Below are 24817 nucleotides of genomic sequence, written 5' to 3'. Positions count from 1 at the left end.
CACGGGGCCGGGCCCGCACCCGGGGGAACGATGGGGGCATGACGACGCAGACCCCCGCGGAACCGCTGCAGCGCACCGGTCGCGGTGCCGGTGGACCCGCTCCCGCCGCCGTCGAGGTGCGCGACCTGCGGCGCACCCACGCCTCCGGGGCCGAGGCCGTGCGCGGCATCAGCTTCACCGTCCAGCCCGGGGAGGTCTTCGGCCTGCTCGGCACCAACGGCGCGGGCAAGACCTCCACCACCGAGGTCGTCGCGGGCCTGGCGGCCGCCACCTCCGGCACCGTGCGCGTCCTCGGCCACGACCCCGTCCGCGAGCGCCGCCGGGTGCGCCCGCGCACCGGCGTGGTGCTGCAGTCCGGCGGGCTGCCCGGCGACCTCACCGTCACCGAGGCCGCCACCACCTGGGCGGCGACCCTGACCGCGGCCCGCCCCGTCGGCGACGTCCTCGACGTCCTGGACCTGACCCGCAGGGCGAGCACGACCGTCAAGAGCCTCTCGGGCGGGGAGCGCCGCCGCCTGGACCTGGCCGTGGCGCTGCTGGGCGACCCCGACCTGCTGCTGCTCGACGAGCCGACCACCGGCCTGGACGCCGAGAGCCGCCGCGCCGTGTGGGACCTGGTGCGCGACCTGTCCGCCGCCGGCACCGCGGTGCTGCTGACCACGCACCACCTGGAGGAGGCCGAGCACCTGGCCGACCGGCTGGCCGTGATGCACCGCGGCCTCGTCGTCGCCGAGGGCACCGTCGCCGACGTCGTCGCCACCCACCGCGCCGAGGTGCGCTGGCACCGCGACGCCGGCCGCCCCGACGACACCGCCCTGGCCCCCGGCGACGCGGTGTCCTTCGACGGCCGGCACGTGGTGGTGCGCACCGCCTCGCTGCAGCGCACCCTCGCCCGCGTCCTGGCGTGGGCGGACGCGCAGCGCCTGGAGCTGCCGGAGCTGCGGGCCACGCCCGCGTCCCTGGAGACCGCCTTCCTCGCCCTGGCGCGCAGCGCTGACGAGACCCGCTGACCACCCCCACCTCCCGGAGGAGACCCGATGAGCACCACGACCGACGCCCCGCCCCGCGTCGCGGCACTGCCCGCCGCCGCGCCCGCGCGCGGCCCGCTGCCCGGGTCGCTGCGCCGCACCGCGGCCCTGGCGGGCGCGGAGGGTCGGATGCTGCGGCGCAACCGCACCGCGCTGTTCACCGCCCTCGCCCTGCCGGTCGGCTTCGTCGCCCTGGTGGCCTCCGTCGCGGGCGCCCGGCTGGCCACCCCCACCGGCGCCGCGGGCGCGGTGAACCTGCTCCTGGGGGTGCTGCTGCTGATGGTCGTCTTCTACAACGTCCTGTCCGCCGCCGTGGCCCGCCGCGAGGAGGGCGTGCTGCAGCGGCTGCGCACCGGTGAGGCCGCCGACGAGGAGGTCCTGACCGCGATGGCGGTGCCGTCGGCGGCCCTGACCGTGGCCATCGCCGCCGTCTTCGGCGTCGCGGGCGCGGTCGCGCTCGACATGCCGCTGCCGGGGCGCCCGCTGCTGCTCGCGCTCGCCGTCGTCCTGGGGTGCGCGGTGATGGCCCTGCTCGCCCTGGTGACCGCCGCGTTCACCCGCACCCTGGAGTCCGCGCAGATCACCAGCCTGCCGGTGATCGCCGTGTGCGGCCTGGGCGCCGGGCTGTTCGTCCCCGCCGACGCCCTGCCGGGCGCGCTGGCCCGGGTGGCGGGGTTCACGCCGCTGGCGCCGGTGGTGGAGCTGGTGCGCGCCGGCTGGATCGGCGACCCGTCGGCCGCCGACGTCGCGGTGTGGACGGCGACGCTGCTGGCCTGGGTGCTGCTGGGCTCGCTCGTGGTGCGCGCGCGGTTCCGCTGGTCCCCGCGCTCCTGAACGCCGCCCGGTGCCTGGCAGGGTGGGGCGCGTGGAGCGCGTGGACCCTCGGGGGGCGGGCGGCCGGTGGCGCCGCTGGTGGGGCGGCAAGGACGACGTCGAGCGCATCACCCTCTACACCCGCCAGTCCTTCGCCCTGCTGCTGACCATCGGCCCGTCCCTGACGTTCGGGCAGGTGGGGCGCAGCGGGGCGCTGGCGCAGGAGGCGGCCGCCGCCCTCGCCGTCCTGGCGGCGGTGGTGGTCCACGCGGTGGCCGTCGGTCTCGTCCTGGACCGGCAGATCGCCGGCCGGCCGGTGCCGGGCCCGTGGTGGCTCGCGCTGGCCGCGGTCACCGCGGCGGCCTTCGCCGCCACCGCCCTGCTGCCGCCGGAGCGGGGCGGTGCGATCGCCCGCGTCGTCGTGGTCGGGGCGCTGTTCGGCCCGGCGGCCTTCCTCGGCACCCGGCGCAGCGTCCTGCTGGCGGTGCTCGCGGGGGCGGGGCTGCTGGTCCTGCACCGCGACGGCTTCGCGTGGCCGCAGCAGGGCCTGCTGGCGGGTGTGCTCCTGGTGGGCGCGTTCGCGTTCCTGGCCGTCACCGTGCAGCTGTCGATGTGGATCGTCGACGTGGTGCGCCGGCTGGCCGGTGCCCAGCGCGACCGCGCGCGCCTGGCGGTGGCGGAGGAGCGGCTGCGGTTCGCCCGCGACCTGCACGACGTCGTCGGCCGGGACCTGTCCGCCATCGCCGTCACCAGCGACCTCGTCGCCGAGCTGGCCCGCCGCGGGCGCCCGGAGGCCGTCGAGCGCGCCGAGGAGGTGCGCCGCATCGCGCAGGAGTCGCTGCGCGAGGTGCGTGAGGTGGTGCGCGGCTACCGCGGGGTGGACCTGGACGCGGAGCTGGAGGGTGCGGCGGCCCTGCTGCGCTCGGCGGGCGTGGAGTGCACGGTCACCGCCGAGGCCGCCGGTGCGTCCGAGGCGGCCCGCACCGCCGCCGCCTGGGTCGTGCGGGAGGGTGTGACCAACGTGGTGCGGCACGCGGCGGCGACGCGGTGCCGCATCGAGGTGCGCGGTGGCGGGGAGGGACCGGTGCGGGTGCTGATCGAGAACGACGGGGCGCCCGGTGCGGCGCCGGGGCGCGGTTCGGGCCTGGTGGGGCTGGCCGAGCGGCTGCGGCCGCTGGGCGGGGAGCTGAGCACCGAGCGCCACGAGGGCACCTTCGCGCTGCGCGCGGAGCTGCCGGTGGTGAGCGCGTGAGCGCCGCGGCGGGCGAACCGATCCGGGTGCTGCTGGCCGACGACGAGAACCTCGTGCGCTCGGCGGTGGCGGGGCTGCTGCAGCTGCAGGACGACATCGACGTCGTCGCGCAGGCCGCCTCCGGGCCGGAGGCGATCGCGATGGCCCGCAAGGAGCTGCCCCGGGTGGCGGTGCTGGACCTGCAGATGCCCGGGGCGGACGGGCTCGCGGTCGCCGAGGCCGTGCACGCGGAGGTGCCCGGCTGCACCACGCTGATCCTCACCAGCCACGGCCGGCCCGGCTACCTCAAGCGGGCGCTGGAGCTGGGGGTGCGGGGCTTCCTGCCGAAGACCGCCTCCGGCTCGGTGCTGGCGGAGGCCATCCGCACCGTCGCCGCCGGCGGGCGCTACGTCGACCCGGAACTGGCGGCCGACGCCATCGCGGCGGGGGAGAGCCCCCTGACGCCGCGGGAGGCCGACGTCCTGGAACTGGCGGCGGACGGTGCCGGCATCGAGGAGATCGCCGTGCGCGTCTCCCTCTCGCCGGGCACCGTCCGCAACCACCTGTCCAGCTGCGTCGGCAAGCTGGGGGTGTCCAACCGGCACGAGGCCGTCGTCGCGGCACGCCGCGCCGGCTGGATCTAGTCCCCGTCAGCCCACGGTGACCGTCAGGCCTTGGCGACCTGCACGACCGCCCACGACAGCGGCGGCAGCACGACGGTGGCCACGCCGTCGACGATCGAGACGTCCTGAAGCGGGCGCAGGCCCACCTGGTCGTGCGAGCCGGTCGCGTTGGTGGTGTTGCGGTCCTGGCCCTCGGTGGCGGCCAGCACCTTCGCGTTGACGACCTTCGAGACGTCGAAGCCGCGCAGGGACACCTCGACGGAGGCGCTCTCGGACTGGTCGCGGTTGGCGAGGAACAGCGAGACCGTGGAGGTGTCGTCGTTCCAGGTGGCGCTGGCGTCCACGACGTCGACGTCGCCGAACTTGTCGGTCTCGTACTTGTCGGACGTCGTCGCGACCCGCAGCACGTCGCCGGTGGCGAGGTGGCGCATCTGCTCGAAGGGGTGGGCGATGGTCTGCTTCCACGCCTCCCCGCCCGCCTCGCTGCGCAGCAGGCCGATGACGTTGACCAGCTGGGCCTGCGCGCCGATGGTGACGCGGTCGGCGTGGCGCAGCAGCGAGTTCAGCAGGGTGCCGACGACGACGGCGTCGGTGATGGAGTACTCGTCCTCGATGACGCGCGGGGCGACGTCCCACGGCTGCACGCCGGGGGCGTGGTGGGGGCGCGACTGGTACCAGACGTTCCACTCGTCGAACGAGATGTTGATGCGCTTGTTGTGCTTGCCCTTCGCGCGCACCGCGTCGGCGGTGGCGACGACCTGGTCGATGAACAGGTCCATGTCGACGGCCGAGGCGAGGAAGCTGGCGGCGTCGCCGTCGGACTCCTCGTAGTAGGCGTGGCAGGAGATGTAGTCGACCGCGTGGTACGAGAGGTCCAGGACGGTGGACTCCCACTCGCCGAACGTCGGCATCGAGCGGCTGGAGGAGCCCACGGCCACCAGCTCGATGTCCGGGTCGATGGAGCGCATCGCCATGCCGGTCTCGGCGGCCAGGCGGCCGTACTCGTGCGCCGTCTTGTGGCCGGTCTGCCAGGGCCCGTCCAGCTCGTTGCCCAGGCACCACAGCTTGATGTCCAGCGGGTCCTTGGTGCCGTGGGCGACGCGCAGGTCGGAGTACTTGGTGCCCGAGTTCAGGTTCGTGTACTCGAGCAGGTTGCAGGCGTCCTGCAGGCCGCGGGTGCCGAGGTTGACGGCCATCATCGTCTCGGTGCCGACCTTGCGGGCCCAGGAGTCGAACTCGGCCAGGCCGAACTGGTTCGTCTCCACCGAGCGCCAGGCGCGGTCGATGCGCCGGGGACGCTCCTCGCGCGGGCCGACGGAGTCCTCCCACTCGAAGCCGGAGACGAAGTTGCCGCCGGGGTAGCGCACCACGGTGGGGGCGATCTGCTTCGTCAGCTCCAGGACGTCGCCGCGCAGGCCGTCCTCGTCGGCGGTGGGGTGGTCCGGCTCGAAGATGCCGGTGTACACGCAGCGACCCATGTGCTCCACGAAGGAGCCGAACAGTCGGTGCGGGACGGGGCCGACGGTGAAGGCGGGGTCGAGGGTGAGGCGGGCGTTGCGCACGGGGGTCCTTCCAGGGTGGTGGTTCGAGGAGGGCTTCAGCGGCCGCCGAGGCCGGTGGTGGCGACCCCGCGGATGATCTGGCGCTGGAACAGCATGAACACGATGATCAGCGGGAGGCCGGCCAGCAGCGCCGAGGCCATCACCTGCGCGTAGCGGACACCGAAGCTGGACTGCACCTGCACCAGCCCGACGGGCAGCGTCATGAGGTCCGGGTTCGACGTGATGATGAACGGCCACAGGAAGTTGTTCCAGGCGCTGATGAAGATGAAGATGCCCACCGCGGCGAGGATGGACCGCGACAGCGGCAGGACGACCTGCCAGAAGATGCGGAACGAGCCGGCGCCGTCGACCCGGGCGGCCTCCTCCAGTTCCCGGGGGATCCCGTCGAAGAAGCTCTTCAGGATGAAGACCATCGTCGGCACGGCCAGCTGCGGCAGGATGATGCCCCAGTAGGTGTCGGCCAGGCCCATCGCGAGGACCTCGCGGTACAGCGGGACGATGAGGATCTGCGGCGGGATCATGATCCCGGCGATCGTCAGGGCGAACAGCAGTCCCTTGCCGCGGAAGTCGCACCGGGAGAACCCGTAGGCGGCCAGCGCCGAGACGACCAGCGTCAGCGCCGTGACGACGACGGCGACGAAGGTCGAGTTCACGAACCACCGGATGAGGTTGTCGTTGCTCAGCACGGACTCGTAGGCGGTCCCGGTGTACCCGGCGTCGGGCACCAGCTGCAGCGGGACGTCCGTCGTCTCGCCCTCCGGCTTCAGGGACGTGATGAGCGCCCACGCCAGCGGCGCCAGCCACAGCACTGCCACGACGATCAGTGCCGTGACGACGAGGGCGCGGCCCATGGGCGAGTACTGGCGCACCTTGGCGCCGCTGCGCGAGGTGGTCGCCGCCGCTTCGGCCCGGGGGATGGTCGGGGTGCTCATGCTGCGGTCCTTCCCCGGCGACGGCTCAGGGCGAACTGCCCGAGCGAGACGACGATGATGAGGGCGAAGAAGACGTAGGAGATCGCCGAGGCGTAGCCCAGGCGGTAGTTCACGAACCCGGTGTCGTACACGTACTGCAGGATCGGCGCAGCCGCGCCGCCCGGTCCGCCGGAGCCGTTGAACAGGATGTACGCCTGGTCGAAGACCTTCAGGGACGCGAGGATCTGCAGGACGATCACCAGGCCGGTCGTCCCCCTCAGCAGGGGCAGGGTGATGGACAGCGTCCGCCGCCAGCCGCCCGCACCGTCCAGGGCGGCGGCCTCGTACACGGACTCGGGGATGGCCTGCAGGGCCGCCAGGTACAGCAGGAAGTTGAAGCCGACGGTCCACCACACGGTGATGAGGACGACCGAGGTCAGGGCGACGCTCTCGTCGCTGAGCCAGCCGACCTTGGGCAGTCCGACGAAGTCCAGGATCCCGTTGATGAAACCGAAGTCGCCCTGCATCAGCCAGTTCCAGATCAGGACGACCGTGGACACGGGCAGCAGGTAGGGGGCGAAGAAGGAGAAGCGCCAGAACCACTGGCCCTTGACGCCGGTGTGCACCAGCAGCGCCATCGCCAGCGACACCAGGATGAGGGGGACCGTGGAGAGCACGGTGAACAGCAGGGTGTGCCCGAGGGTCCGCCACACCTGGGCGTCCCCGAGCAGCTCGGCGTAGTTGTCGACGCCCACGAACGTCGTCGGGGCACCGGCGAGGCTGACGTTGAAGAAGCTCATCCCCAGCCCGTACAGGACCGGGAAGATCGTGAAGGCCGCGTACACGACCAGGAAGGGCAGGACGAACCAGAACCCACCGGGGTTCGTCGTCAGGGACGGGGTCTTGCGCCGGGGCTGCGTCGCCCCGGGCGGCGGCACGACGGTGGCGCCGCTCGCGGTGGTGGCCATGGAGTACCTCTGTCGTCGAGGGCCGGCTCAGACCGGGCTGGGGATGGCGAGCTGCTGGTCGAGCCAGGTCACCAGGTTCTCGGTGGCCTGCTCGGGCGTCTGGGCGCGCGTGGAGACGCCGAGGATCTGCTGCCCGCCGTAGGACATGAGCTGCGAGCCGGACCCGGAGAAGTACGCGGCCGGGTCGTACTCGACGAACTCGGCAGCCTCGGCGTAGTTCGACTGCGGCTCCAGGGTCAGGAACTCCGGGCTCTCCGAGACGGCCGACAGCGCGGGGATGTGCCCGCCGCCGGCCCACGAGAGGCTGTTGCGCAGCATTGAGGCGGCCATGTCGTAGGCGGCCGCGCGGCGTTCCGGGTCGACCGAGAGCTGCCGCGGCAGGACGAAGCTGTGGCTGTCCGCGCGGATCAGCGGAGCGTCCCCGAAGAGCGCCGGGAAGGGGACCATCGTGAACGGGATCCCCGCGGTCTCGGCGGTGATGAGCTCCCAGGGACCCAGGACGAACAACCCGGCCTGCTGGCTGGCGAACACCGCCGGTGCCGCCGGGCCGTCCAGCGTCTGCGAGCAGATCGTGCCGTCGGTCATGTCCCGGATGAAGGAGAACGTCGCGGTCATCACCTCGCGGTCCACCTGCGCGGGGCCGCCGTCGGGCAGCTCCATCACCCCGCCCATCTGGCGGAAGATCGACCAGAACATCATCCAGCTGGCGAGGCCGTCGGCTGCGGCCCAGGAGATGCCGGTCGAGCCGGTCACCTCGGCCAGGCGGCGGCCGGCGTCGAAGAACTGCTCGACGGAGGTGATGGGGGCCAGCTCGCCGTCGTCGCCCATCAGGCCGGCCTGCGAGCACAGGTCGGTGTTCACGTAGAGCACCATCGGGTGCGTGTCCAGGGGCAGGGCGTAGAGCTCACCGTCGACCTGTGCGTTCTCCCACACCCGGCTCGGGAACTGGTCCTGCGTGATCCCGCGGGCCGCGAGCTCGTCGAGGTCGAACGGGTCGAGCAGGTGCGCGGCGAACGGGCCCAGGCGCGAGACGTGCATCGTCGCCAGGTCCGGTGCGCGGCCGCCGGCGCAGGCCATCGCGAGCTTCGTGTAGTACGGCGCACCCCACATGAGGGTCGTGGCCGTCACGTCCACGGACGGCGCCTCCGCGCGGTAGCTGTCGACGAGCTCGACCATCCGCTCGCCGTCACCACCGGTGAAGAAGTTCCAGTACGCCAGCTGCGTGCCCGAGCCGCTGCCCGTGACCGGTGTGGCGCACGAGGCGAGCCCCGTGGCGCCCACCCCTGCTGCGGCCGCACCCGCTGCGCGCAGGACTGTCCTGCGCGAGGGGGTAGTGCGGGTCATCGTCGACCTCCCATGCTTCCTTGCAACGTTGGAAGAACCAAACACCCTCGAACCGCGGTGCGTCAAGCGAGTCCGGCGGGGCGGTGCCGCGGCCGGAGGGATCGGTGCCATGATGCGCCCATGCCAGCGACCCGAGCGACGACGCTCAAGGACGTCGCCGCAGCGGCCGGCGTCTCCATCAAGACCGTCTCCAACGTGGTCAACGACCACCCGCACGTGCGCCCCGAGATGCGCGAGCGCGTGCGCGCCTTCATCGAGCAGCTGGACTACCGCCCCAACGGGATGGGCCGCCAGCTGCGGCAGGGCCGCAGCGGGCTGATCGCGCTGGCCGTGCCGCACGTCACCAGCCCCTACTACGGCGAGCTCACCAGCGCTCTCGTCGACGCGGCCCGCGAGCGCGGGCTGACCCTGCTCGTCGAGCAGACCGACGCCGACCCCGACCGCGAGCGCCAGGCCGCCGAGGGGTTCGGGGTCCGCATGGTCGACGGGCTGGTCTTCGTGCCCCTGAACATCCCCACCGGCGTGCTGGCCGAGCGGCGCGACCGGACGCCCGCGGTGCTCATCGGCGAGAACGGCGAGGGCGCCGACGCCGACCGCGTCACCGTCGACTCCGTGGCCGTCGGTGACGTGGCCACCACCCACCTGCTCGAGCGCGGCCGCCGGCGCATCGCCTTCCTCGGGGACAAGGACGCCGAGCGCTCCCCGGTGCTCGCCCAGCGCCTCGCCGGCTACCGCCGGGCGCTGCAGCGGGCCGGGATCGAGGTCGACCCGCAGCTCCTGCGGCCGACGCCCGAGTGGGAGCGCGGGCACGGCCACGACGCCGTGGTGGAGCTGCTGACCGCTCGCCCCGACGTCGACGCGATCTTCGCCGCGAACGACCTGCTGGCCTTCGGTGCCCTGCACGCCCTGCGCCGGCTGGGGCGGCGCGTGCCCGAGGACGTCGCGGTCGTCGGGGTCGACGACGTCGAGGAGTCACGCTTCTGCGCCCCCACCCTCAGCACCGTGACCCTCGACCGCACCTCCATCGCCGAGCAGGCCCTCGCGCTGCTGGCCGAGCGCCTCGACGGCCTGGACGCCCCGCCGCGCACCCTGGTCGCCGAGCACCGGCTCGTGGTGCGGGAGAGCACCGGCGGCTGACGCCCCGCCCGGGCGTCGGGCAGGATCGCGGCGTGCGAGCCGTGCAGATCACCGCCACCGGCGGCCCGGAGGTCCTCACCCTCGTCGAGGTGCCGGAGCCGGAGCCGGGCCCAGGTCAGGTGCTCGTGGCCGTGGAGGCCGCGGGCGTGAACTTCATCGACACCTACCGCCGCAGCGGGGTGTACCCGCTCCACCTGCCCGCCGTCCTCGGCAGCGAGGGCGCCGGCCGCGTCGTGCGCGCCGGCGAGGGCGTCGAGGGGTTCGCCCCGGGGGACCTCGTGGCGTGGAAGGAGGGGCCGGGCAGCTACGCCGAACGGGTGCTCGTCGCCGCCGGGGAGCTGGTGCCCGTGCCCGAGGGCGTGGACGCGCGCACCGCGGCGGCCGTGCTGCTGCAGGGGCTGACCGCGCACTACCTCGCCACCGACACGTTCCGCGTCACCGAGGGCACCTGGGCGCTCGTGCACGCCGCCGCCGGCGGTGTCGGGCTGCTGCTGACGCAGGTCGTGCGGCTGCGCGGCGGACGGGTGCTCGCGACGACCTCCACCGAGGAGAAGGCCGACCTGGCGCGCGCCGCCGGCGCCGAGGAGGTCGTGCGCTACGCCGACGCCGCCCGCCGCGCCCGCGAGCTCACCGGCGGCCGGGGCGTCGACGTCGTCTACGACGGCGTGGGCGCGGCCACCTTCGACGACTCGCTGGCCGCGCTGCGCCCGCGGGGTCTGCTCGCGCTGTACGGCGGCTCGTCCGGGCAGGTGCCGCCCCTCGACGTGCAGCGCCTCAACGCCGCCGGCTCGCTGTTCCTGACCCGGCCCACCCTGGCGTCGTACACCCGGGACCGCGCCGAGCTGCTGGGGCGCACCGGTGAGCTGTTCGGCTGGGTCGCGGACGGGCGGCTCGACGTGCGGATCGGGGCGACGCACCCGCTGGCCGACGTGCGCCGCGCCCACGAGGACCTCGAGGGCCGGCGCACCACGGGCAAGCTCCTGCTGCTGCCCTGACCCCGTCCCGCCGCTGCCGGGGGGTCAGGCGTCCCCGCGCCCGGTGCCGCCGTGCGCGGTGCTCCCGCGCGTGCCGTCCTCGTGCGCTCCGTCCTCGTGCGCTCCGTCCTCGTGCGCTCCGTCCCCGTGCGCGCCGCGGCCCCCGCGCAGGCGTGCGACGAGGGTGACGACGAGCACGACGAGCGCGCCGACGACCAGCCCGGCGAGCGCGCTGCCCAGCGTGTTGGTCGTCCAGCCGAGGACGCCGCCGAGCGCCCCGGTGGCCTCGTGGACCGCCTCCTCGGCGTGGTGCACGAGCCCGTACGGGGCGTGCAGTCCGAGCTCGTCGGCGCCCACCAGCAGGATGTGACCGCCGACCCACAGCATCGCGGCGGTCCCGACGACCGTCAGGGCGGTCAGCAGCCGGGGCATCCCCTTCACCAGCCCGCGCCCCAGACCGGCCAGGGCGCTGCCGGGCGTGCGGGACAGGCGCAGCCCCACGTCGTCCATCTTCACGATCAGGCCGACGACGCCGTACACCAGGACGGTGATGGCGACCGCGACGACCGCCAGGACGACCGCTCGGGACACGAACGGCTCGTCGGTCACCTGGTCGAGCGAGATCACCATGATCTCGGCCGACAGGATGAAGTCGGTGCGCACCGCCCCGGAGACGATCGTGTCCTCGTCCGCGAGCTGCTCCTGCTCGCCGTGCCCGTGCCCGTGGCCGCTGAGCTTGCCCCACACCTTCTCCACGCCCTCGTAGCAGAGGTAGGCCCCGCCGAGCATCAGGATCGGGGTGAGCAGGAACGGCAGGAACTGGCTCAGCAGCAGCACCGCGGGCAGGATCAGCAGCAGCTTGTTGCGCAGCGAGCCCAGCGCGATGCGGCGGACGATCGGCAGCTCGCGCTCGGCCGCCAGGCCCCGCACGTACTGGGGCGTGACGGCGGTGTCGTCGACGACGACACCGGCGGCCTTCACGCCGGCTCGTGCCGCCGCGGCACCGATGTCGTCGACGGACGCGGCGGCGGCGCGCGCCAGCACCGCCACGTCGTCGAGCAGGGCCACGAGTCCACCGCTCACGGGAAGGTCCTCTCCGTCCGGCCGGCACCGCGGGCGGGCACCGATCCCGCCCATGGTGTCCGCCCGGAGCGCCGGGCGCACCCGGCGGGCGTTCAGCCCGCCCGGCCGGACAGCACGCAGAACTCGTTGCCCTCCGGGTCGGCGAGCACCACCCACCTGACGCGCCGGTGCTGGCCGACGTCCACCGGCCGGGCCCCGGCCTCGCGGGCGGCGCGCACCACCCGGTCCTGCCCCGGTGGCGGGGAGGTGGGCCGCACGTCCAGGTGCCAGCGGTTCTTCACCGCGTGCGGCGTCGCGGTGCGCACGAACTCCAGGTACGGCCCGCGGTGGCCGTCGCGCAGCGCCGAGGCGGCCGGGTCCGAGCGCACGACGTCCCAGCCGGTCAGCGGGGCCCAGAAGGCCGCCAGCGCCTGCGGGCGCAGCGCCTGCACCACGACGGCCGCCACCCGCCCGCAGCCCTCGTACTGCGGGCGCGGGTCCAGCACGCAGAACTCGTTGCCCTCCGGGTCCGCCAGCACCACCCACGGGGCGTCGCCCTGGCCGACGTCAGCGCGCCGGGCGCCGGTGTCCAGCAGGTACTGCACCGTCTCCCGCTGCTCGGCGGGGGAGGAGGTGTCCAGGTCCAGGTGCACGCGGTTCGGCCCGTCCTTGGCGTCCCGGACCGGCACGAACACCAGCGGGACCCCGGGCTCGCCCTCGGGGGGGTCGACGTCCACCTCGCCGGCGTCGGCGTGACCGAGGCGCCAGTCCAGCGCGCGCGCCCACCAGCGCGCCAGGGCGGGCGGGTCGGCCGCGTCCACCGTGACCGACGCCAGCCGCGCCCCCGCCCCGGGCGCGACCGCGGGACCGGGCGCCACCGCGGCTACTGCCCGCGGCCGGTCTGCTGCTGCAGCTCGTCGATCATCTCGGAGGCCTGCGCCTTCGTCAGGCCCTCGGGCAGGTCCCGGCCGGCCTCGCGGGCGAGGGTCTGCAGGTAGCTCTGCTGCGGGCCGGTCATCGGCTCGTCGCCGGTGACCCAGGTCTCCGGGTCCTTCTCGGCGTTCTGGGCGGGGTCGGGGGCCTGCTCTGCGCCGGTGTTCTCGCTCACGGGCCCGACGCTACGACCCGGGTGCGACACGCGCCCGGCGAGCGGGGTGACGGCCGGTGATCACGACCGGTAGCCTCGCACCGCACCCCGCGACGGACCCGACCCCCGGGAGAGCCGTGCCCGAGCAGCCCGAGCCCTCCGAGCGTCCGCAGCCCCCCGAGCACCCCCGCGCCGGCGACGTCCTCGCCGCCGCGCGCGCCCTCGCCCCGCTGGCGGCGCGCGCCGACGACGACGAGCGGTGGGAGCGCCCCGCCGCGCCGACCCGCTGGAGCGCGGCCCGCAGCGTCAGCCACGTGGCCGACGCGCTGCTGCTGTACGCGGGGCTGGTCGCCACCCGGGCCACCGGCCCGCGCCCGCCGCTGCGCGAGGGGCGCCCGGCCGTGCCGTCCGAGCAGCTCGCCGACGTCGACGGCGCGGCCGCGGTGCTGGCCGCGGTCCTCGGGGGCCTCGGGCGCGAGCGCGCCTGGCACCCCAGCGGCCTGGCCGACGCCGCCGGCTGGTGCGGCATGGCCGTCACGGAGGTCCTCGTGCACGGCACCGACGCGGCCGGCGCGCTGCAGGTGGAGCTGCCGCTGCCCACCGGGGTGTGCGAGCGCACCGTGCGGCGCGTCTTCCCGTGGGCCGCGCACGCCCTGGACGTGGCCGATCCCGCGACGGTCCTGCTGGCCGTCACCGGCCGTCGCCACCTGGACGGGCTGGGCCACGACCCGGACTGGTGGTGGTGGTCGGCGCCCCTGGAGGAGTGGGGCGGCGCCCCGCACCGCCGCACGCGGGCCCCGCACTGGCGGTGACCACACGGGGTGGGCCCGCACCGGGTGGTCGGGCACCGTCCCCGCGCACCGGGGCGGACCACCCGAACGGATCAGCGAACCACCTGCCCGACCCCCTCCCGAATCACTAGTCTCACCCCTCGGCGACGAGCCGTCACCGCCGGGTGGCGAGCCGTCGGGGGACGAAGGCACCGGGGGAGACCGTCATGACCGCTCGAACAGCCGCGCCCGCCACCAGCCGCCAGGAGTGGGCGGACGCGGCGAAGGGCGCCAGCGTGGCGCTGGTCGTGCTGGGGCACGTCACGTGGTTCCACTACCTGCCGGTCGTCGAGCGGGCCTGGCCCGGCGCCTCGGGCGCCCAGTGGCTGTGGTCGATGTTCAACGAGGTGCTGCGCCCGCTGCGCATGCCGCTGTTCTTCGCCGTCGCCGGCTACTTCGCGGTGCGCGCCCTGCAGCGGCCCTGGTCGTCGGTGCTGCGGCCCCGCGTGGGCACCTACGCCTACCTGCACGTGGTGTGGCTGCTCCTGTGGACCCTCACCGGGCTGGCCGTCGGCGCCGTCGCCGGCGGTGGGCTCGAGGCCGGCAGCCTCGGGCTCGTCGTGCCCGCGGACCCCGCCGGGTGGCTCACCGCCGGCCTCGCCGGAGGGGTGGGTCCCTGGTTCCTCTACGCGCTGGCCCTGTACTTCACGATCGGCAAGCTCACCGCCCGCCTGCCCCGGGCCGTCGTCGTCGCGGCGGCGGCCGCGGTCGCCACGGCCTCCTTCGCCACCTGGCTCCCGGCGCCCTGGGGCTCGGAGTCGGTGCTGCAGAACGGCGTGTGGTACTTCCTCGGCGCGGCCTGCGCCGGCCGGCTGCGGGAGCTGGCCGCCCGCCCGCGACCGCTGTGGGCCGCGGTCGCCGCCGCCGGGCTGCTCGGCGCAGGCGTCCTGCTGTGGCGGCTGGACCCGGGGGTCGTCGGCCAGGCCGTGGCGGAGCTGCCGCTGCGGCTGCTCGCGGTGACCACCGGTGTCCTGCTCGCGGTGCAGCTGACCACCTCCCTGCCCCGGCTGGCCGCGCCCTGGGTGCGCCTGGGCCGCCGGACCCTGCCGGTGTACGTGCTGCACCCCGTCCTGCTGTTCGTGCTGCACCCGGTGCTGCTCGTCCTCGACGAGCGGCTGCTGAGCGCCCTGCCCGGTCCGCTGCCGCAGGCCGCCGCCCTGCTCTACCCGCCGCTGCTCTCGGCGGCGCTCGTCCTGGCCTCGGTGGGCGTGCACGCGCTGCTGCTGCGGGCCGGGGCCGCGTGGCTGTTCGCCCTGCCGGGCGGCCCGCGCCCCGCGCAGCTGCCGCCCGCCCCCGTGCCCGCCCAGCCCGCCCAGCAGACCCGGCCCGACCAGCGGACCCGGCCCGCCCCGCAGGCGGCGGAGCCCGCCGCGGTCCGGCCGCCGGAGGGCGGGCCCACCCGGTAGCCCACCCGGTGGCCCACCCGGTGGCCCCCGCCGGGCGCCCTAGGATCGCCCCATGACCCACGTCCTGTCCGCGGTGGCCTGGCCCTACGCCAACGGCCCCCGCCACATCGGCCACGTCGCCGGCTTCGGCGTCCCCTCCGACGTGTTCAGCCGGTACATGCGGATGGCGGGTCACGACGTCCTCATGGTCTCGGGCACCGACGAGCACGGCACCCCGATCCTCGTGCAGGCCGAGCAGGAGGGCGTGAGCCCGCAGGAGCTGGCCGACCGCTACAACCGCGTCATCGCCGAGGACCTGCACGGCCTGGGCCTGGCCTACGACCTCTTCACCCGCACCACCACGCGCAACCACTACGCCGTGGTGCAGGAGATGTTCCGCACCGTGCACCGCAACGGGTACATGGTCGCGAAGAAGGGCATGGGCGCCATCTCCCCGTCCACGGGGCGCACCCTGCCGGACCGCTACGTGGAGGGCACCTGCCCGATCTGCGGCTTCGACGGCGCCCGCGGCGACCAGTGCGACAACTGCGGCAACCAGCTCGACGCGATCGAGCTGAAGAACCCGCGCAGCCGCGTCAACGGCGAGACGCCGGTGTTCGTGGAGACCGAGCACTTCTACCTCGACCTGCCCGCGCTCGCCGACGCGCTCGGGTCCTGGTTGCAGACCCGCGGCGAGACCGGCCGCTGGCGGCCCAACGTGCTGAAGTTCTCCCAGAACCTGCTGAAGGACATGAAGCCGCGGGCGATGACCCGCGACATCGACTGGGGCATCCCGGTGCCGCTGGCCGGGTGGGAGGACAACCCCGCCAAGCGGCTGTACGTGTGGTTCGACGCCGTCATCGGCTACCTGTCGGCGTCGGTGGAGTGGGCGCGCCGCTCCGGCGACGACGACGCCTGGCGCGCCTGGTGGACGGACCCGTCCGCCGAGTCGTACTACTTCATGGGCAAGGACAACATCACCTTCCACTCCCAGATCTGGCCGGCCGAGCTGCTCGCCCACGACGGGAAGGGCGCGAAGGGCGGCGAGCCCGGCCCGCTCGGCTCGCTCAACCCGCCCACCGAGGTGGTGGCCAGCGAGTTCCTCACCATGGAGGGCAAGCAGTTCTCCTCCAGCCGCGGCGTCGTCATCTACGTGCGCGACGTCCTGGCCCGCTACCAGCCGGACGCGTTGCGCTACTTCATCTCCGCGGCCGGGCCGGAGAACAACGACTCGGACTTCACCTGGCGGGAGTTCGCCACCCGCACCAACTCCGAGCTCGTCGCCGGCTGGGGCAACCTCGTCAACCGCACGGCCAGCCTCATCGCCAAGAACGTCGGCTCGATCCCCGAGGCGGGTGAGCGGACCGACGCCGACCGGCGCGTGCTGGAGACGACGGGCAGGGCGTTCAGCGCGGTCGGCGGCCTCATCGAGGCCCACCGCCAGCGCGCCGCCCTCGGCGAGGCGATGCGCGTGGTCGGCGAGGTCAACAAGTACCTCACCGAGCAGGAGCCCTGGAAGATCAAGAACTCCGACCCGGAGCGGATGCGCGCGGTGCTGCACGTGACGGCGCAGGCGGTCTCGGACTGCCGCACGCTGCTCTCGCCGTTCCTGCCGCACTCGGCGCAGGCGGTGCACGAGGCCCTCGGCGGCACCGGCACCGTCTCGCCGATGCCGGAGCTGCGCGAGGTCACCGACCTCGACGACGCCTCGCGCTCGTACCCGGTGCTGACCGGCGACTACCGCCGCGGTGAGAACCTGCCGGGCTGGGGCTCGGTGCGCGTGGTGCCCGGCACGCCCGTGGCGCCGCCGAAGCCGGTCTTCACCAAGCTCGACGTCGACGCGGTGGTCGAGGAGGAGCACCGCCGGCTGCGGGGCGAGGACCCCGACGTCGGGTGAGCCCGCGCGAGGGCTCCCGGCCACCGGCACCGGAACCGCTGCCGGTGCCGGTGGTCGACAACCACACCCACCTGGACCTGGAGTCCTCCCCGGCCGAGGTCGCCGCGCTGCTCGCGGCGGCCGCGGCGGCCGGGGTGCCGCGCTCGGTGCAGATCGGCTGCGACCTGCCCGCCGCCCGGTGGACCGTCGAGGCGGTGGACCGGCACCCGCAGCTGCTGGGCGGGGTGGCGATCCACCCGAACGAGGTGCCCGGTCTCGTCGAGCGCGGTGAGCTGGACGCGGCGCTGGCCGAGGTGCGCGAGCTCGCGCGGCACCCGCGCGTGCGGGTGGTGGGGGAGACGGGGCTGGACTTCTTCCGCACGCCGCCGGAGCAGTGGCACCTGCAGGAGGAGTCCTTCCGTGCGCACATCGCCCTCGCCAAGGAGCTGGGCCTGGCGCTGCAGATCCACGACCGCGACGCCCACGACGCGGTCCTGCGCGTGCTGGCCGAGGAGGGGGCGCCGGAGCGCACGGTGTTCCACTGCTTCTCCGGTGACGCGGCGATGGCGCGCGCCTGCGCCGACGCCGGCTACTACCTGTCCTTCGCCGGCACCGTGACGTTCAAGAACGCCGAGCCGCTGCGCGAGGCCCTGCGCGCGGTGCCCCGCGACCGGGTCATGGTGGAGACCGACGCGCCCTACCTGACCCCGGTGCCGCACCGCGGCCGGCCCAACGCCGGCTACCTCGTGCCGCTGACCGTGCGCTCGATGGCGCGGACCCTCGGCGCGGACCTGGAGGAGCTGTGCGGGCAGCTCGCCGCGACCACGGAGGCCGTCTACGGGCCCTGGTGAGCTGCGTCACCCCCGGTGTGGCGGGCGGTGCCGCGCCCGTCCGGCGGGGCCTCCGCCGGACGCGCTGCACCGCAGACCTTCCGCCCGGTGATCACGTTGCGTCCACTGCTCGCTCCAGCGTGATCACTCCTCGCGACAGGGCTCCAGGGATCACGGGAACTTGTCGAAACGATGTCAGCGCGGTTACGGTCCCGCGCAGTCGGCCGGATCGAGCAGGCCGGGCGCCACGGCCGACGTGGGGGACGGGGGTCCCCCTCACACCGGCCCGCGCCCGCGCTCGTGCCCGGGAAGCACGTCGAAGGACTCCTCGTGCAGTTGCGCACCATCCTCCCCGCCACGTCCCGCACCGTCCGCATCGCCGCAGGGGGCACCGCCCTCGCGGCCGTGCTCGGCGGCACCGCGGCGTTCACCGTCCTCGACAAGGACGTCACCCTCGACGCCGACGGCTCGCGCACCGAGCTGAGCGTCTTCGGCGGCACCGTCGCCGACGTCCTCGAGTCCGAGGGCGTCGAGGTCGGCCCCCACGACATCGTCGCCCCCGCCGTCGACACCGCCGTCGCCGACGGCACCGACATCGTCGTGCGCTACGGCCGGCAGCTGACCCTCACGGTCGACGGGGAGCAGCAGGTCCGCTGGACCACCGCCCGCACCGTCGACGAGGCGCTCGCCGACCTGGGCGTGCGCGCCGACGGCGCCCAGCTGTCCGCCTCCCGCTCGCAGCCCCTGGGCCGCTCGGGCCTGGTGCTGGACGTGGTGACCCCCAAGAGCGCCGTCGTCGTCGCCGACGGCCAGGAGCGGGCCGTGACCACCACGGCCGCCGACGTCGCCGCCCTGCTCGCCGAGACCGGCGTCACCGTCCGCGAGGGCGACGAGGTGTCCGTGGACACCGCCGCGCGCGTGACCCCCGAGATGCGGGTGCAGGTCGTGCGCGTGGACCGCTCGCAGAGCACCGAGCAGGTCGCGATCCCGCACGGCAGCCGCACCGAGGAGACCGACGCCCTGTACGAGGGGGAGCGGAAGGTCGTCACCGAGGGCGTGGACGGCTCCAAGACCGTCACCTTCGACGACGTCTTCCGCGACGGCGTGCGCGTCGCGCACGACGCCGTGGGCGAGACCGTCGACGCCCAGCCCGTCGAGCGGGTCGTGCAGGTCGGCACGAAGCAGAAGCCGCAGCCCGCCCCGGCACCCGCCGCGGCGAGCAGCTCCGCCTCGTCCTCCGGCGGCGGCTCCGTCGGCGGCGGCGTGGACTCGCTGAACTGGTCGGCCCTGGCCGCCTGCGAGTCCGGCGGGAACCCGAGCATCGTCTCCGCCACCGGCAAGTACCACGGCCTCTACCAGTTCAGCGTGGCCACCTGGCGCTCCGTCGGCGGCAGCGGCCTGCCCAGCCAGGCGTCGGCCGCCGAGCAGACCTACCGGGCCAAGCTGCTGTACCAGCGCTCCGGTGCCGGACAATGGCCCACGTGCGGCAAGCGCCTCTGACCACGACCCGCCCGGCCGAGCGCCCGGCGAGCTCCTCCCTACCCGTGCGACGGGGACCGGCGTGTCCCTGCTGAGCGCCGGGGACGTGCGCGAGCTCGCCGGGCGCCTCGGCGTGCGGCCCACCAAGACCCTCGGCCAGAACTTCGTCGTCGACGCCAACACCGTGCGCCGCATCGTGCGCGTCGCGGGGCTGGAACCCGGGGACGTCGTCGTGGAGGTCGGTCCCGGCCTGGGCTCGCTCACCCTGGCCCTGCTCGAGGTCGTCGACCGGGTGGTGGCCGTCGAGATCGACCCCGTGCTGGCCGCCGAGCTGCCCGCGACCGTCGCCGCCCGCACCCGCCCCGGTGCCGAGCTGGAGGTGGTGCTGGCCGACGCGGTGGCCGTCACCGAGCTGCCCGGCCCGGCCCCCACCGCCCTCGTGGCGAACCTGCCCTACAACGTGGCCGTGCCGGTGCTGCTGTCGATGCTGGCCCGCTTCCCGTCGCTGCGGCACGGCCTGGTCATGGTCCAGTCCGAGGTCGCCGACCGTCTCGTGGCACCGCCGGGCAGCCGCACCTACGGCATCCCCAGCGCCAAGACCGCCTGGTACGCCGAGGCCCGCCGCGCCGGTGCCGTGCCGCCGCCGGTGTTCTGGCCCGTGCCGCGGGTGGACTCCGGGCTGGTGGCCTTCACCCGCCGCCCCGCCCCGGAGACCACCGCGAGCCGCGAGGAGGTCTTCGCCGTGGTCGACGCCGCCTTCGCGCAGCGCCGCAAGACCCTGCGCGCCGCCCTGGCCGGCTGGGCCGGGTCGGCCGCCGGTGCCGAGCAGGCGCTGCGCGCAGCCGGCGTCGACCCCGCCGCGCGCGGCGAGCAGCTGGACGTGGCCGCCTTCGCCCGGATCGCGGCGCACCGGCCCGGTGCCGGGACGCCGTAGGGTCTGACCCCGTGCTCAGCAGTCCCGCGCGGGAGTCCGTCACCGCCCGCGCCCCGGCCAAGGTCAACCTCCTGCTGGAGGTCGGCCCGCGCCGCGACGACGGTTACCACGACCTCGTCACGGTCTTCCAGGCCCTCGACCTGGCCGAGGACGTCACCGCCACCGACGCCGACACCTTCTCCGTGGAGGTCACCGGCACGGCGGGCGCCGACGTGGACGGCGTGCCGCTGGACGAGCGCAACCTGGCCCTGCGCGCCGCCCTGCTGCTGGCCGCCCGCGCCGGCGTGGACCGCGGCGCCCACCTGAGCGTGCGCAAGGGCGTGCCGGTCGCCGGGGGCATGGCGGGCGGGTCCGCCGACGCCGCCGCGGCGCTCGTCGCCTGCGACGCCCTGTGGGGCCTGCACCTGGGTCTGGAGGCCCTGACGGAGCTGGGCGCCGAGCTCGGGGCCGACGTGCCCTTCTGCCTGCACGGTCGCACCGCCGTGGGCACCGGCCGCGGCGACCGGCTCGTGCCGGTGCTGACCACCGCCTCCTTCCACTGGGTGCTCGTGCTCGCCGGGCGGGGCCTGAGCACCCCGGAGGTCTTCGCCGAGTGCGACCGCCTGCGGGAGGCGTCGGGGCGGCCGGTGCCCGAGGCCGACGCCGGCGAGAGGCTGCGCGCCGTGGAGGCCGCGGTGCGCTCCGGGGCCCCCTCCGCCCTCGGCCGGGCGCTGTCCAACGACCTGCAGGACGCGGCCTGCTCGCTGGCGCCCGAGCTGACCGGGACGCTCGCCGCGGGCGCCGACGCCGGGGCGCTGGCCGGCCTGGTCTCCGGGTCCGGTCCCACGGTCGCCCTCCTGGCCGCCTCCGCGCCCGACGCCCGCCGCCTCGCCGCGCAGCTGCGGCCGCGCTTCGGCGAGCGGGTGCGCACCGCCGCCGGCCCCGTGCCCGGCGCCCGGGTGCTCGAGGCCGTCCGCGCCCGCTGAGCCCCCACCACCGCACCCAGCACCGCACCCACCACCGCACCCACCACCGCACCCACCACCGCACCCACCCGCAGGAGGAGCACCGTGCCCGCAGCCAACCTGGTCAGCGCCGAGGCCCTGACCGTCGTGCACGGCTCGCGCACGCTGCTCGACGCCGTCTCGCTGGGGGTCTCCGAGGGGGACCGCATCGGCGTCGTCGGCCGCAACGGCGACGGCAAGTCCACCCTGCTGCGCCTGCTCGCCAAGCAGCAGGAACCCGACGGCGGCCGCGTCACCCACACCGGCGGGCTGCGCATGAGCATGCTCGCGCAGGCCGACGCCCTGCCGCCGGCGACCACCGTGCGCGAGGCCGTCCTGGGCGACCTGCCCGAGCACGCCTGGGCCTCCCAGCCGCGCGTGCGCGACGTCGTGGCCGGCCTGCTGGGCGACCTGGACGCCTCCGACGTCGGCGGGCTGGACACCGCGGTCGGCACCCTGTCCGGCGGCCAGCGCCGCCGCGTCGGGCTGGCCGCCCTGCTGGCCGCCGACCCCGCCGGCGAGCTGCTCGTGCTCGACGAGCCCACCAACCACCTCGACGTCGAGGGCGTGGCCTGGCTGGCGCAGCACCTGCGCACCCGCTGGGCCCCCGGCTCCGGCGCGCTCCTCGTCGTCACCCACGACCGGTGGTTCCTCGACGCCGTCTGCGAGCGCGTCTGGGAGGTCCACGACGGGGTCGTCGATCCCTACGACGGCGGCTACGCCGCCTACGTGCTCACCCGCGCCGAGCGCGCCCGCGTGGCGGCCGTCACCGAGGAGCGCCGGCAGAACCTGCTGCGCAAGGAGCTGGCCTGGCTGCGCCGCGGCGCCCCCGCCCGCACGAGCAAGCCGCGCTTCCGCATCGACGCCGCCAACGCCCTCATCGAGGACGTGCCGCCGCTGCGCGACTCCGTCGAGCTGGCCCGCATGGCCACCACGCGCCTGGGCAAGGACGTCGTCGACCTCGAGGACGTGTCGCTGTCCTACGGCCCCAAGCGGCTGCTGGACCACGTCACCTGGCGGCTGGGCCCCGGCGACCGCGTCGGCGTGGTCGGCGTCAACGGTGCCGGGAAGTCCACCGTGCTGGGCCTGGTGAACGGCACGGTGCAGCCGGACGCGGGCCGGGTCAAGCGCGGCAGCACCGTCGTGGTCGCCACCCTCTCGCAGGAGGTGCGCGAGCTCGACGAGGTCGGCGAGCTGCGCGCCCTGGAGGCCGTGGACAAGGTCGCCAGCCACGTGCGCCTGGGCGACCGGGACGTGCCCGCCGGCCAGCTGCTGGAGCGCCTGGGCTTCACCGCCCAGCGCGCCTGGACGCGCGTGGACGACCTCTCCGGCGGTGAGCGCCGCCGCCTGCAGCTGCTGCGGCTGCTCATGGCCGAGCCGAACGTGCTGCTGCTGGACGAGCCCACCAACGACCTCGACACCGACACCCTCGCCGCCGTGGAGGACCTGCTCGACGGCTGGCCCGGCACCCTCGTCGTCGTCAGCCACGACCGCTACCTGCTGGAGCGCATCACCGACCGGCAGGTGGCCCTGCTCGGCGACGGCGCGGTGCGCGACCTGCCCGGCGGGGTGGAGGAGTACCTGCAGCGCCGGGCGGCGGCCAAGGCCGCGCAGGTCGCGGCCCCGGCGGGCGGCGCGGGTGGTGGTGCTGCGCGCCGGCCCGCCGCCGACGGAGCCGCGGTGCGGGCGGCGCGCAAGGAGATGGCCCGCGTCGAGCGGCAGCTCGACCGCCTGGCGCAGCAGGAGGAGCGGCTGCACGCCGAGCTGGCCGAGCGCGCCACCGACCTGGCGGCCGTCACCGAGCTGGACGGGCGGCTGCGCGCCCTGGGCGCCGAGCGCGAGCAGCTCGAGCAGGCGTGGCTGGAGGCTTCCGAGCTCGTCGAGTGATCCCGGCCCGGTCCCCGTCGGCGGCCGACCCCGAGGTCACCGTGCGCGACGTCGCGGTCGCGCTGCGCCGAACGGGTGAGGCCGTCCAGGGGCAACCGGCCGGACACGCCCGGACGGGCTGCGGAACGCTTGCGCCGTCCAGGTGACGTTCCCCTACGCTGTGCGGCGCCGCGCGGTCCCATGGGGGTGGGATCACGCAGGTGGCCGAGCCGGCGAACCGGCGATCCGATCGAGTCCAGGGGGGACTTTGAGCATCAGCGACGCGCCCGGATCCAGGACACAGCCCGGCGAGCTGGAGGACCAGCTCCTGGGCACCTCACCGGCGGACGAGCAGGCCGACGCGGCGCGCCGCGAACGGCTCCTGCTGCCCCGCCAGCGCACGACGCTCGGCCTGCCCGAGCGCACACCCGCCTGGCAGCGCAGCTACGTGCAGAAGATCGTCGCCCTGGACGCGACCGTGGCCGCGCTGGCCGCCTTCACCGGCTTCTTCGCCCGCTTCAACGGGCGCCCGGCCGACCTGGACAGCACCGCCGGCCGCGCGGTCGTCGCCTGCGCCGTGCTGCTGCCCCTGATCTGGGTGGTCGCCATGGGCGCCTTCCGGACCTACGAACCGCGCTTCCTCGGCGTGGGCTCCGAGGAGTTCCACCGCGTGCTGTCCGCGGCGCTCGCCGTCGTGGCCCTCGTCGGCACCTCCTCGTGGGCCTTCAACCTCGACGTCGCCCGCGGGTACGTCGTCGTCGCCTTCCCCGTGGCCACCGTGCTGACCCTGGTGGGCCGCTACGCGGTGCGCCGTCGCCTGCACGAGCGCCGCACCCGGGGCGAGGCGGGGCAGAGCGTGGTGGCGGTGGGCCACCGGGCCGCCGTGGCCGGCATGGCCCGCCAGCTGCACCGCGCCTCGTACCACGGCATGCGCATCGTGGGCGCCTGCGTGCCGGGCGGGAAGGGCAGCGCGGTGGAGGACGCCGAGCTGACCGAACTGGGCATCCCCGTCGTCGGCAGCCTGGAGGAGGTGCGCCACGCCGTCACCAGCGTCGACGCCGACGTCGTGGCCGTCACCTCCTGCCCCGAGCTGGACGGCCCGGCCCTGCGCCGCCTCGGCTGGGAGCTGGAGGCCACCCGCGCCGACATGGTCGTCGCCCCGGCGCTGACCGAGGTGATCGGCCCGCGCGTGGCGATCCGCCCCGTGTGCGGGCTGCCGCTGCTGCACGTGGAGCGCCCCGAGCTGGACGGGGTGCGCCGCCTGGCCAAGACCACCGTGGACCGCACGGCGGCCGCGGTCGCCCTGCTGCTGCTCAGCCCCGCGCTGCTGGCCGTGGCGCTGCTGATCAAGCTCGACAGCAAGGGCCCGGTCTTCTTCAAGCAGCAGCGCGTCGGCAAGGACGGCAAGCTCTTCCCGATGTTCAAGTTCCGCTCGATGGTCACCGACGCGGAGAAGCTGCTCATCGACCTGCGCGAGAACACCGACGGCAACGGCGTCCTGTTCAAGATGAAGGTCGACCCCCGCATCACCCGCGTCGGGCGCGTCATGCGCCGCTACTCCGTCGACGAGCTGCCGCAGCTGATCAACGTGCTGCGCGGCGAGATGTCCCTCGTCGGCCCGCGCCCGCCGCTGCAGGCGGAGGTCGACAAGTACGGCTACGACATGCGCCGGCGCCTGCTGGTCAAGCCGGGCCTGACCGGCCTGTGGCAGATCAACGGCCGCTCCGACCTCGACTGGGACGAGTCGGTGCGCCTGGACGTGCGCTACGTGGAGAACTGGTCCTTCACGTTCGACTTCATGATCCTGTGGAAGACCGCGGGCGCGGTGCTGCGCGGCCGCGGCGCCTACTGACGGCCCGCCCGCGCACCGTCCCGCGGCGCCCCCGCACCCACC

22 protein-coding genes are annotated in these 24817 nt (G+C 75.1%); 15 read left to right on the top strand and 7 right to left on the bottom strand.

The features are described 5' to 3' along the window. Nucleotides 1-38 precede the first annotated feature (38 nt). Genes MN205_RS08070 through MN205_RS08055 form a run of 4 tightly spaced genes read left to right on the top strand, consistent with a single transcriptional unit; the run spans nucleotide 39 to nucleotide 3716 of the window. Nucleotides 39-1010 carry an ABC transporter ATP-binding protein gene (locus MN205_RS08070; protein ID WP_242126064.1) on the top strand — a complete coding sequence of 324 codons (972 nt, stop codon included), beginning with the start codon at nucleotides 39-41 and terminating at the stop codon, nucleotides 1008-1010. Nucleotides 1011-1037: 27 nt separating this feature from the next. Then, a complete protein-coding gene (locus tag MN205_RS08065; RefSeq protein WP_242126061.1) occupies nucleotides 1038-1862 on the top strand; it encodes an ABC transporter permease in 825 nt (274 codons plus the stop codon). A 31-nt stretch (nucleotides 1863-1893) separates the two neighbouring features. Beyond that, nucleotides 1894-3093, top strand: coding sequence for a histidine kinase (locus MN205_RS21730; RefSeq protein ID WP_308220251.1), 1200 nt, complete (start codon nucleotides 1894-1896; stop codon nucleotides 3091-3093). Beyond that, on the top strand, nucleotides 3090-3716 hold the full coding sequence (locus MN205_RS08055) for a response regulator transcription factor (protein WP_308220250.1): 627 nt from the start codon (nucleotides 3090-3092) through the stop codon (nucleotides 3714-3716). Before MN205_RS21730 ends, MN205_RS08055 begins: the two co-directional genes overlap by 4 nt. A 23-nt stretch (nucleotides 3717-3739) precedes the next feature. Here MN205_RS08055 and MN205_RS08050 read toward each other — a convergent pair whose 3' ends face one another. The 4 genes from MN205_RS08050 to MN205_RS08035 are packed head-to-tail and all read right to left on the bottom strand — an operon-like array spanning nucleotide 3740 to nucleotide 8417. Beyond that, nucleotides 3740-5257 carry an alpha-N-arabinofuranosidase gene (locus MN205_RS08050; RefSeq protein WP_242126059.1) on the bottom strand — a complete coding sequence of 506 codons (1518 nt, stop codon included), beginning with the start codon at nucleotides 5255-5257 and terminating at the stop codon, nucleotides 3740-3742. A 35-nt stretch (nucleotides 5258-5292) separates the two neighbouring features. Further along, nucleotides 5293-6189 (bottom strand): carbohydrate ABC transporter permease, encoded by an 897-nt coding sequence (locus MN205_RS08045; protein ID WP_242126057.1) that lies wholly within the window; start codon nucleotides 6187-6189, stop codon nucleotides 5293-5295. Further along, nucleotides 6186-7136, bottom strand: a complete 951-nt coding sequence (locus MN205_RS08040; protein ID WP_242126055.1) for a carbohydrate ABC transporter permease — start codon at nucleotides 7134-7136, stop codon at nucleotides 6186-6188. The genes MN205_RS08045 and MN205_RS08040 overlap by 4 nt, the downstream gene beginning before the upstream one ends. Nucleotides 7137-7163: 27 nt before the next feature. Next, nucleotides 7164-8417, bottom strand: a complete 1254-nt coding sequence (locus tag MN205_RS08035) for an extracellular solute-binding protein (RefSeq protein ID WP_242126053.1) — start codon at nucleotides 8415-8417, stop codon at nucleotides 7164-7166. A 183-nt stretch (nucleotides 8418-8600) separates the two neighbouring features. On the opposite strand from MN205_RS08035, the gene MN205_RS08030 reads away from it, so the two are divergent. Both MN205_RS08030 and MN205_RS08025 read left to right on the top strand, forming a co-directional pair. Next, entirely contained in the window at nucleotides 8601-9617 is a 1017-nt protein-coding gene (locus MN205_RS08030) for a LacI family DNA-binding transcriptional regulator (RefSeq protein ID WP_242126051.1), read from the top strand. A 32-nt stretch (nucleotides 9618-9649) separates the two neighbouring features. Continuing rightward, a complete protein-coding gene (locus tag MN205_RS08025) occupies nucleotides 9650-10612 on the top strand; it encodes a quinone oxidoreductase (RefSeq protein ID WP_242126049.1) in 963 nt (320 codons plus the stop codon). 24 nt (nucleotides 10613-10636) lie between these two features. Here the strand turns inward: MN205_RS08025 and MN205_RS08020 are convergent, their stop codons facing one another. From MN205_RS08020 to MN205_RS08010, 3 genes are all read right to left on the bottom strand, one after another. Continuing rightward, nucleotides 10637-11674, bottom strand: coding sequence for a DUF808 domain-containing protein (locus MN205_RS08020; protein WP_242126047.1), 1038 nt, complete (start codon nucleotides 11672-11674; stop codon nucleotides 10637-10639). A 92-nt stretch (nucleotides 11675-11766) separates the two neighbouring features. After that, complete coding sequence (locus MN205_RS08015) at nucleotides 11767-12531, bottom strand: VOC family protein (protein ID WP_242126045.1); 765 nt, start codon at nucleotides 12529-12531, stop codon at nucleotides 11767-11769. A gap of 5 nt (nucleotides 12532-12536) precedes the next feature. Then, nucleotides 12537-12761, bottom strand: a complete 225-nt coding sequence (locus MN205_RS08010) for a DUF3072 domain-containing protein (RefSeq protein WP_242126044.1) — start codon at nucleotides 12759-12761, stop codon at nucleotides 12537-12539. A gap of 116 nt (nucleotides 12762-12877) precedes the next feature. Here MN205_RS08010 and MN205_RS08005 point away from each other — a divergent pair, with 116 nt between their 5' ends. From MN205_RS08005 to MN205_RS07965, 9 genes are all read left to right on the top strand, one after another. Beyond that, a complete protein-coding gene (locus MN205_RS08005) occupies nucleotides 12878-13552 on the top strand; it encodes a maleylpyruvate isomerase N-terminal domain-containing protein (RefSeq protein ID WP_242126042.1) in 675 nt (224 codons plus the stop codon). A 185-nt stretch (nucleotides 13553-13737) separates the two neighbouring features. Then, nucleotides 13738-14976, top strand: coding sequence for an acyltransferase family protein (locus MN205_RS08000; protein ID WP_242126040.1), 1239 nt, complete (start codon nucleotides 13738-13740; stop codon nucleotides 14974-14976). Between the two features lie 52 nt (nucleotides 14977-15028). Continuing rightward, on the top strand, nucleotides 15029-16852 hold the full coding sequence (gene metG / locus MN205_RS07995; RefSeq protein ID WP_242126038.1) for a methionine--tRNA ligase: 1824 nt from the start codon (nucleotides 15029-15031) through the stop codon (nucleotides 16850-16852). Further along, nucleotides 16849-17682, top strand: a complete 834-nt coding sequence (locus MN205_RS07990; RefSeq protein ID WP_242126036.1) for a TatD family hydrolase — start codon at nucleotides 16849-16851, stop codon at nucleotides 17680-17682. The genes metG and MN205_RS07990 overlap by 4 nt, the downstream gene beginning before the upstream one ends. A 309-nt stretch (nucleotides 17683-17991) precedes the next feature. Continuing rightward, on the top strand, nucleotides 17992-19161 hold the full coding sequence (locus tag MN205_RS07985) for a resuscitation-promoting factor (RefSeq protein WP_242126034.1): 1170 nt from the start codon (nucleotides 17992-17994) through the stop codon (nucleotides 19159-19161). Nucleotides 19162-19222: 61 nt separating this feature from the next. Next, a complete protein-coding gene (gene rsmA, locus MN205_RS07980; RefSeq protein ID WP_242126032.1) occupies nucleotides 19223-20074 on the top strand; it encodes a 16S rRNA (adenine(1518)-N(6)/adenine(1519)-N(6))-dimethyltransferase RsmA in 852 nt (283 codons plus the stop codon). Between the two features lie 11 nt (nucleotides 20075-20085). Continuing rightward, nucleotides 20086-21039, top strand: a complete 954-nt coding sequence (locus MN205_RS07975; RefSeq protein WP_242126030.1) for a 4-(cytidine 5'-diphospho)-2-C-methyl-D-erythritol kinase — start codon at nucleotides 20086-20088, stop codon at nucleotides 21037-21039. An 84-nt stretch (nucleotides 21040-21123) separates the two neighbouring features. Continuing rightward, entirely contained in the window at nucleotides 21124-22944 is a 1821-nt protein-coding gene (locus MN205_RS07970; RefSeq protein WP_242126028.1) for an ABC-F family ATP-binding cassette domain-containing protein, read from the top strand. Between the two features lie 247 nt (nucleotides 22945-23191). Next, nucleotides 23192-24775: a sugar transferase gene (locus tag MN205_RS07965; RefSeq protein ID WP_242733385.1), complete on the top strand. Its 1584-nt coding sequence runs from the start codon at nucleotides 23192-23194 to the stop codon at nucleotides 24773-24775. The last annotated feature ends 42 nt before the right edge of the window (nucleotides 24776-24817 follow it).

The organism is Kineococcus sp. TRM81007 (genome assembly GCF_022669155.1).
Taxonomy (GTDB): Bacteria; Actinomycetota; Actinomycetes; order Actinomycetales; family Kineococcaceae; genus Kineococcus.
The sequence above is the reverse complement of the archived record's forward strand: the minus strand, read 5'-3'. Positions and strand labels throughout refer to the sequence as shown.

Coding starts and splice junctions, on each gene's coding strand:
- MN205_RS08070 (WP_242126064.1), top strand. CDS start 39: ATGACGACGCAGACCCCCGCGGAACCGCTGCAGCGCACCGGTCGCGGT.
- MN205_RS08065 (WP_242126061.1), top strand. CDS start 1,038: ATGAGCACCACGACCGACGCCCCGCCCCGCGTCGCGGCACTGCCCGCC.
- MN205_RS08045 (WP_242126057.1), bottom strand. CDS start 6,189: ATGAGCACCCCGACCATCCCCCGGGCCGAAGCGGCGGCGACCACCTCG.
- MN205_RS08040 (WP_242126055.1), bottom strand. CDS start 7,136: ATGGCCACCACCGCGAGCGGCGCCACCGTCGTGCCGCCGCCCGGGGCG.
- MN205_RS08030 (WP_242126051.1), top strand. CDS start 8,601: ATGCCAGCGACCCGAGCGACGACGCTCAAGGACGTCGCCGCAGCGGCC.
- MN205_RS08000 (WP_242126040.1), top strand. CDS start 13,738: ATGACCGCTCGAACAGCCGCGCCCGCCACCAGCCGCCAGGAGTGGGCG.
- metG (WP_242126038.1), top strand. CDS start 15,029: ATGACCCACGTCCTGTCCGCGGTGGCCTGGCCCTACGCCAACGGCCCC.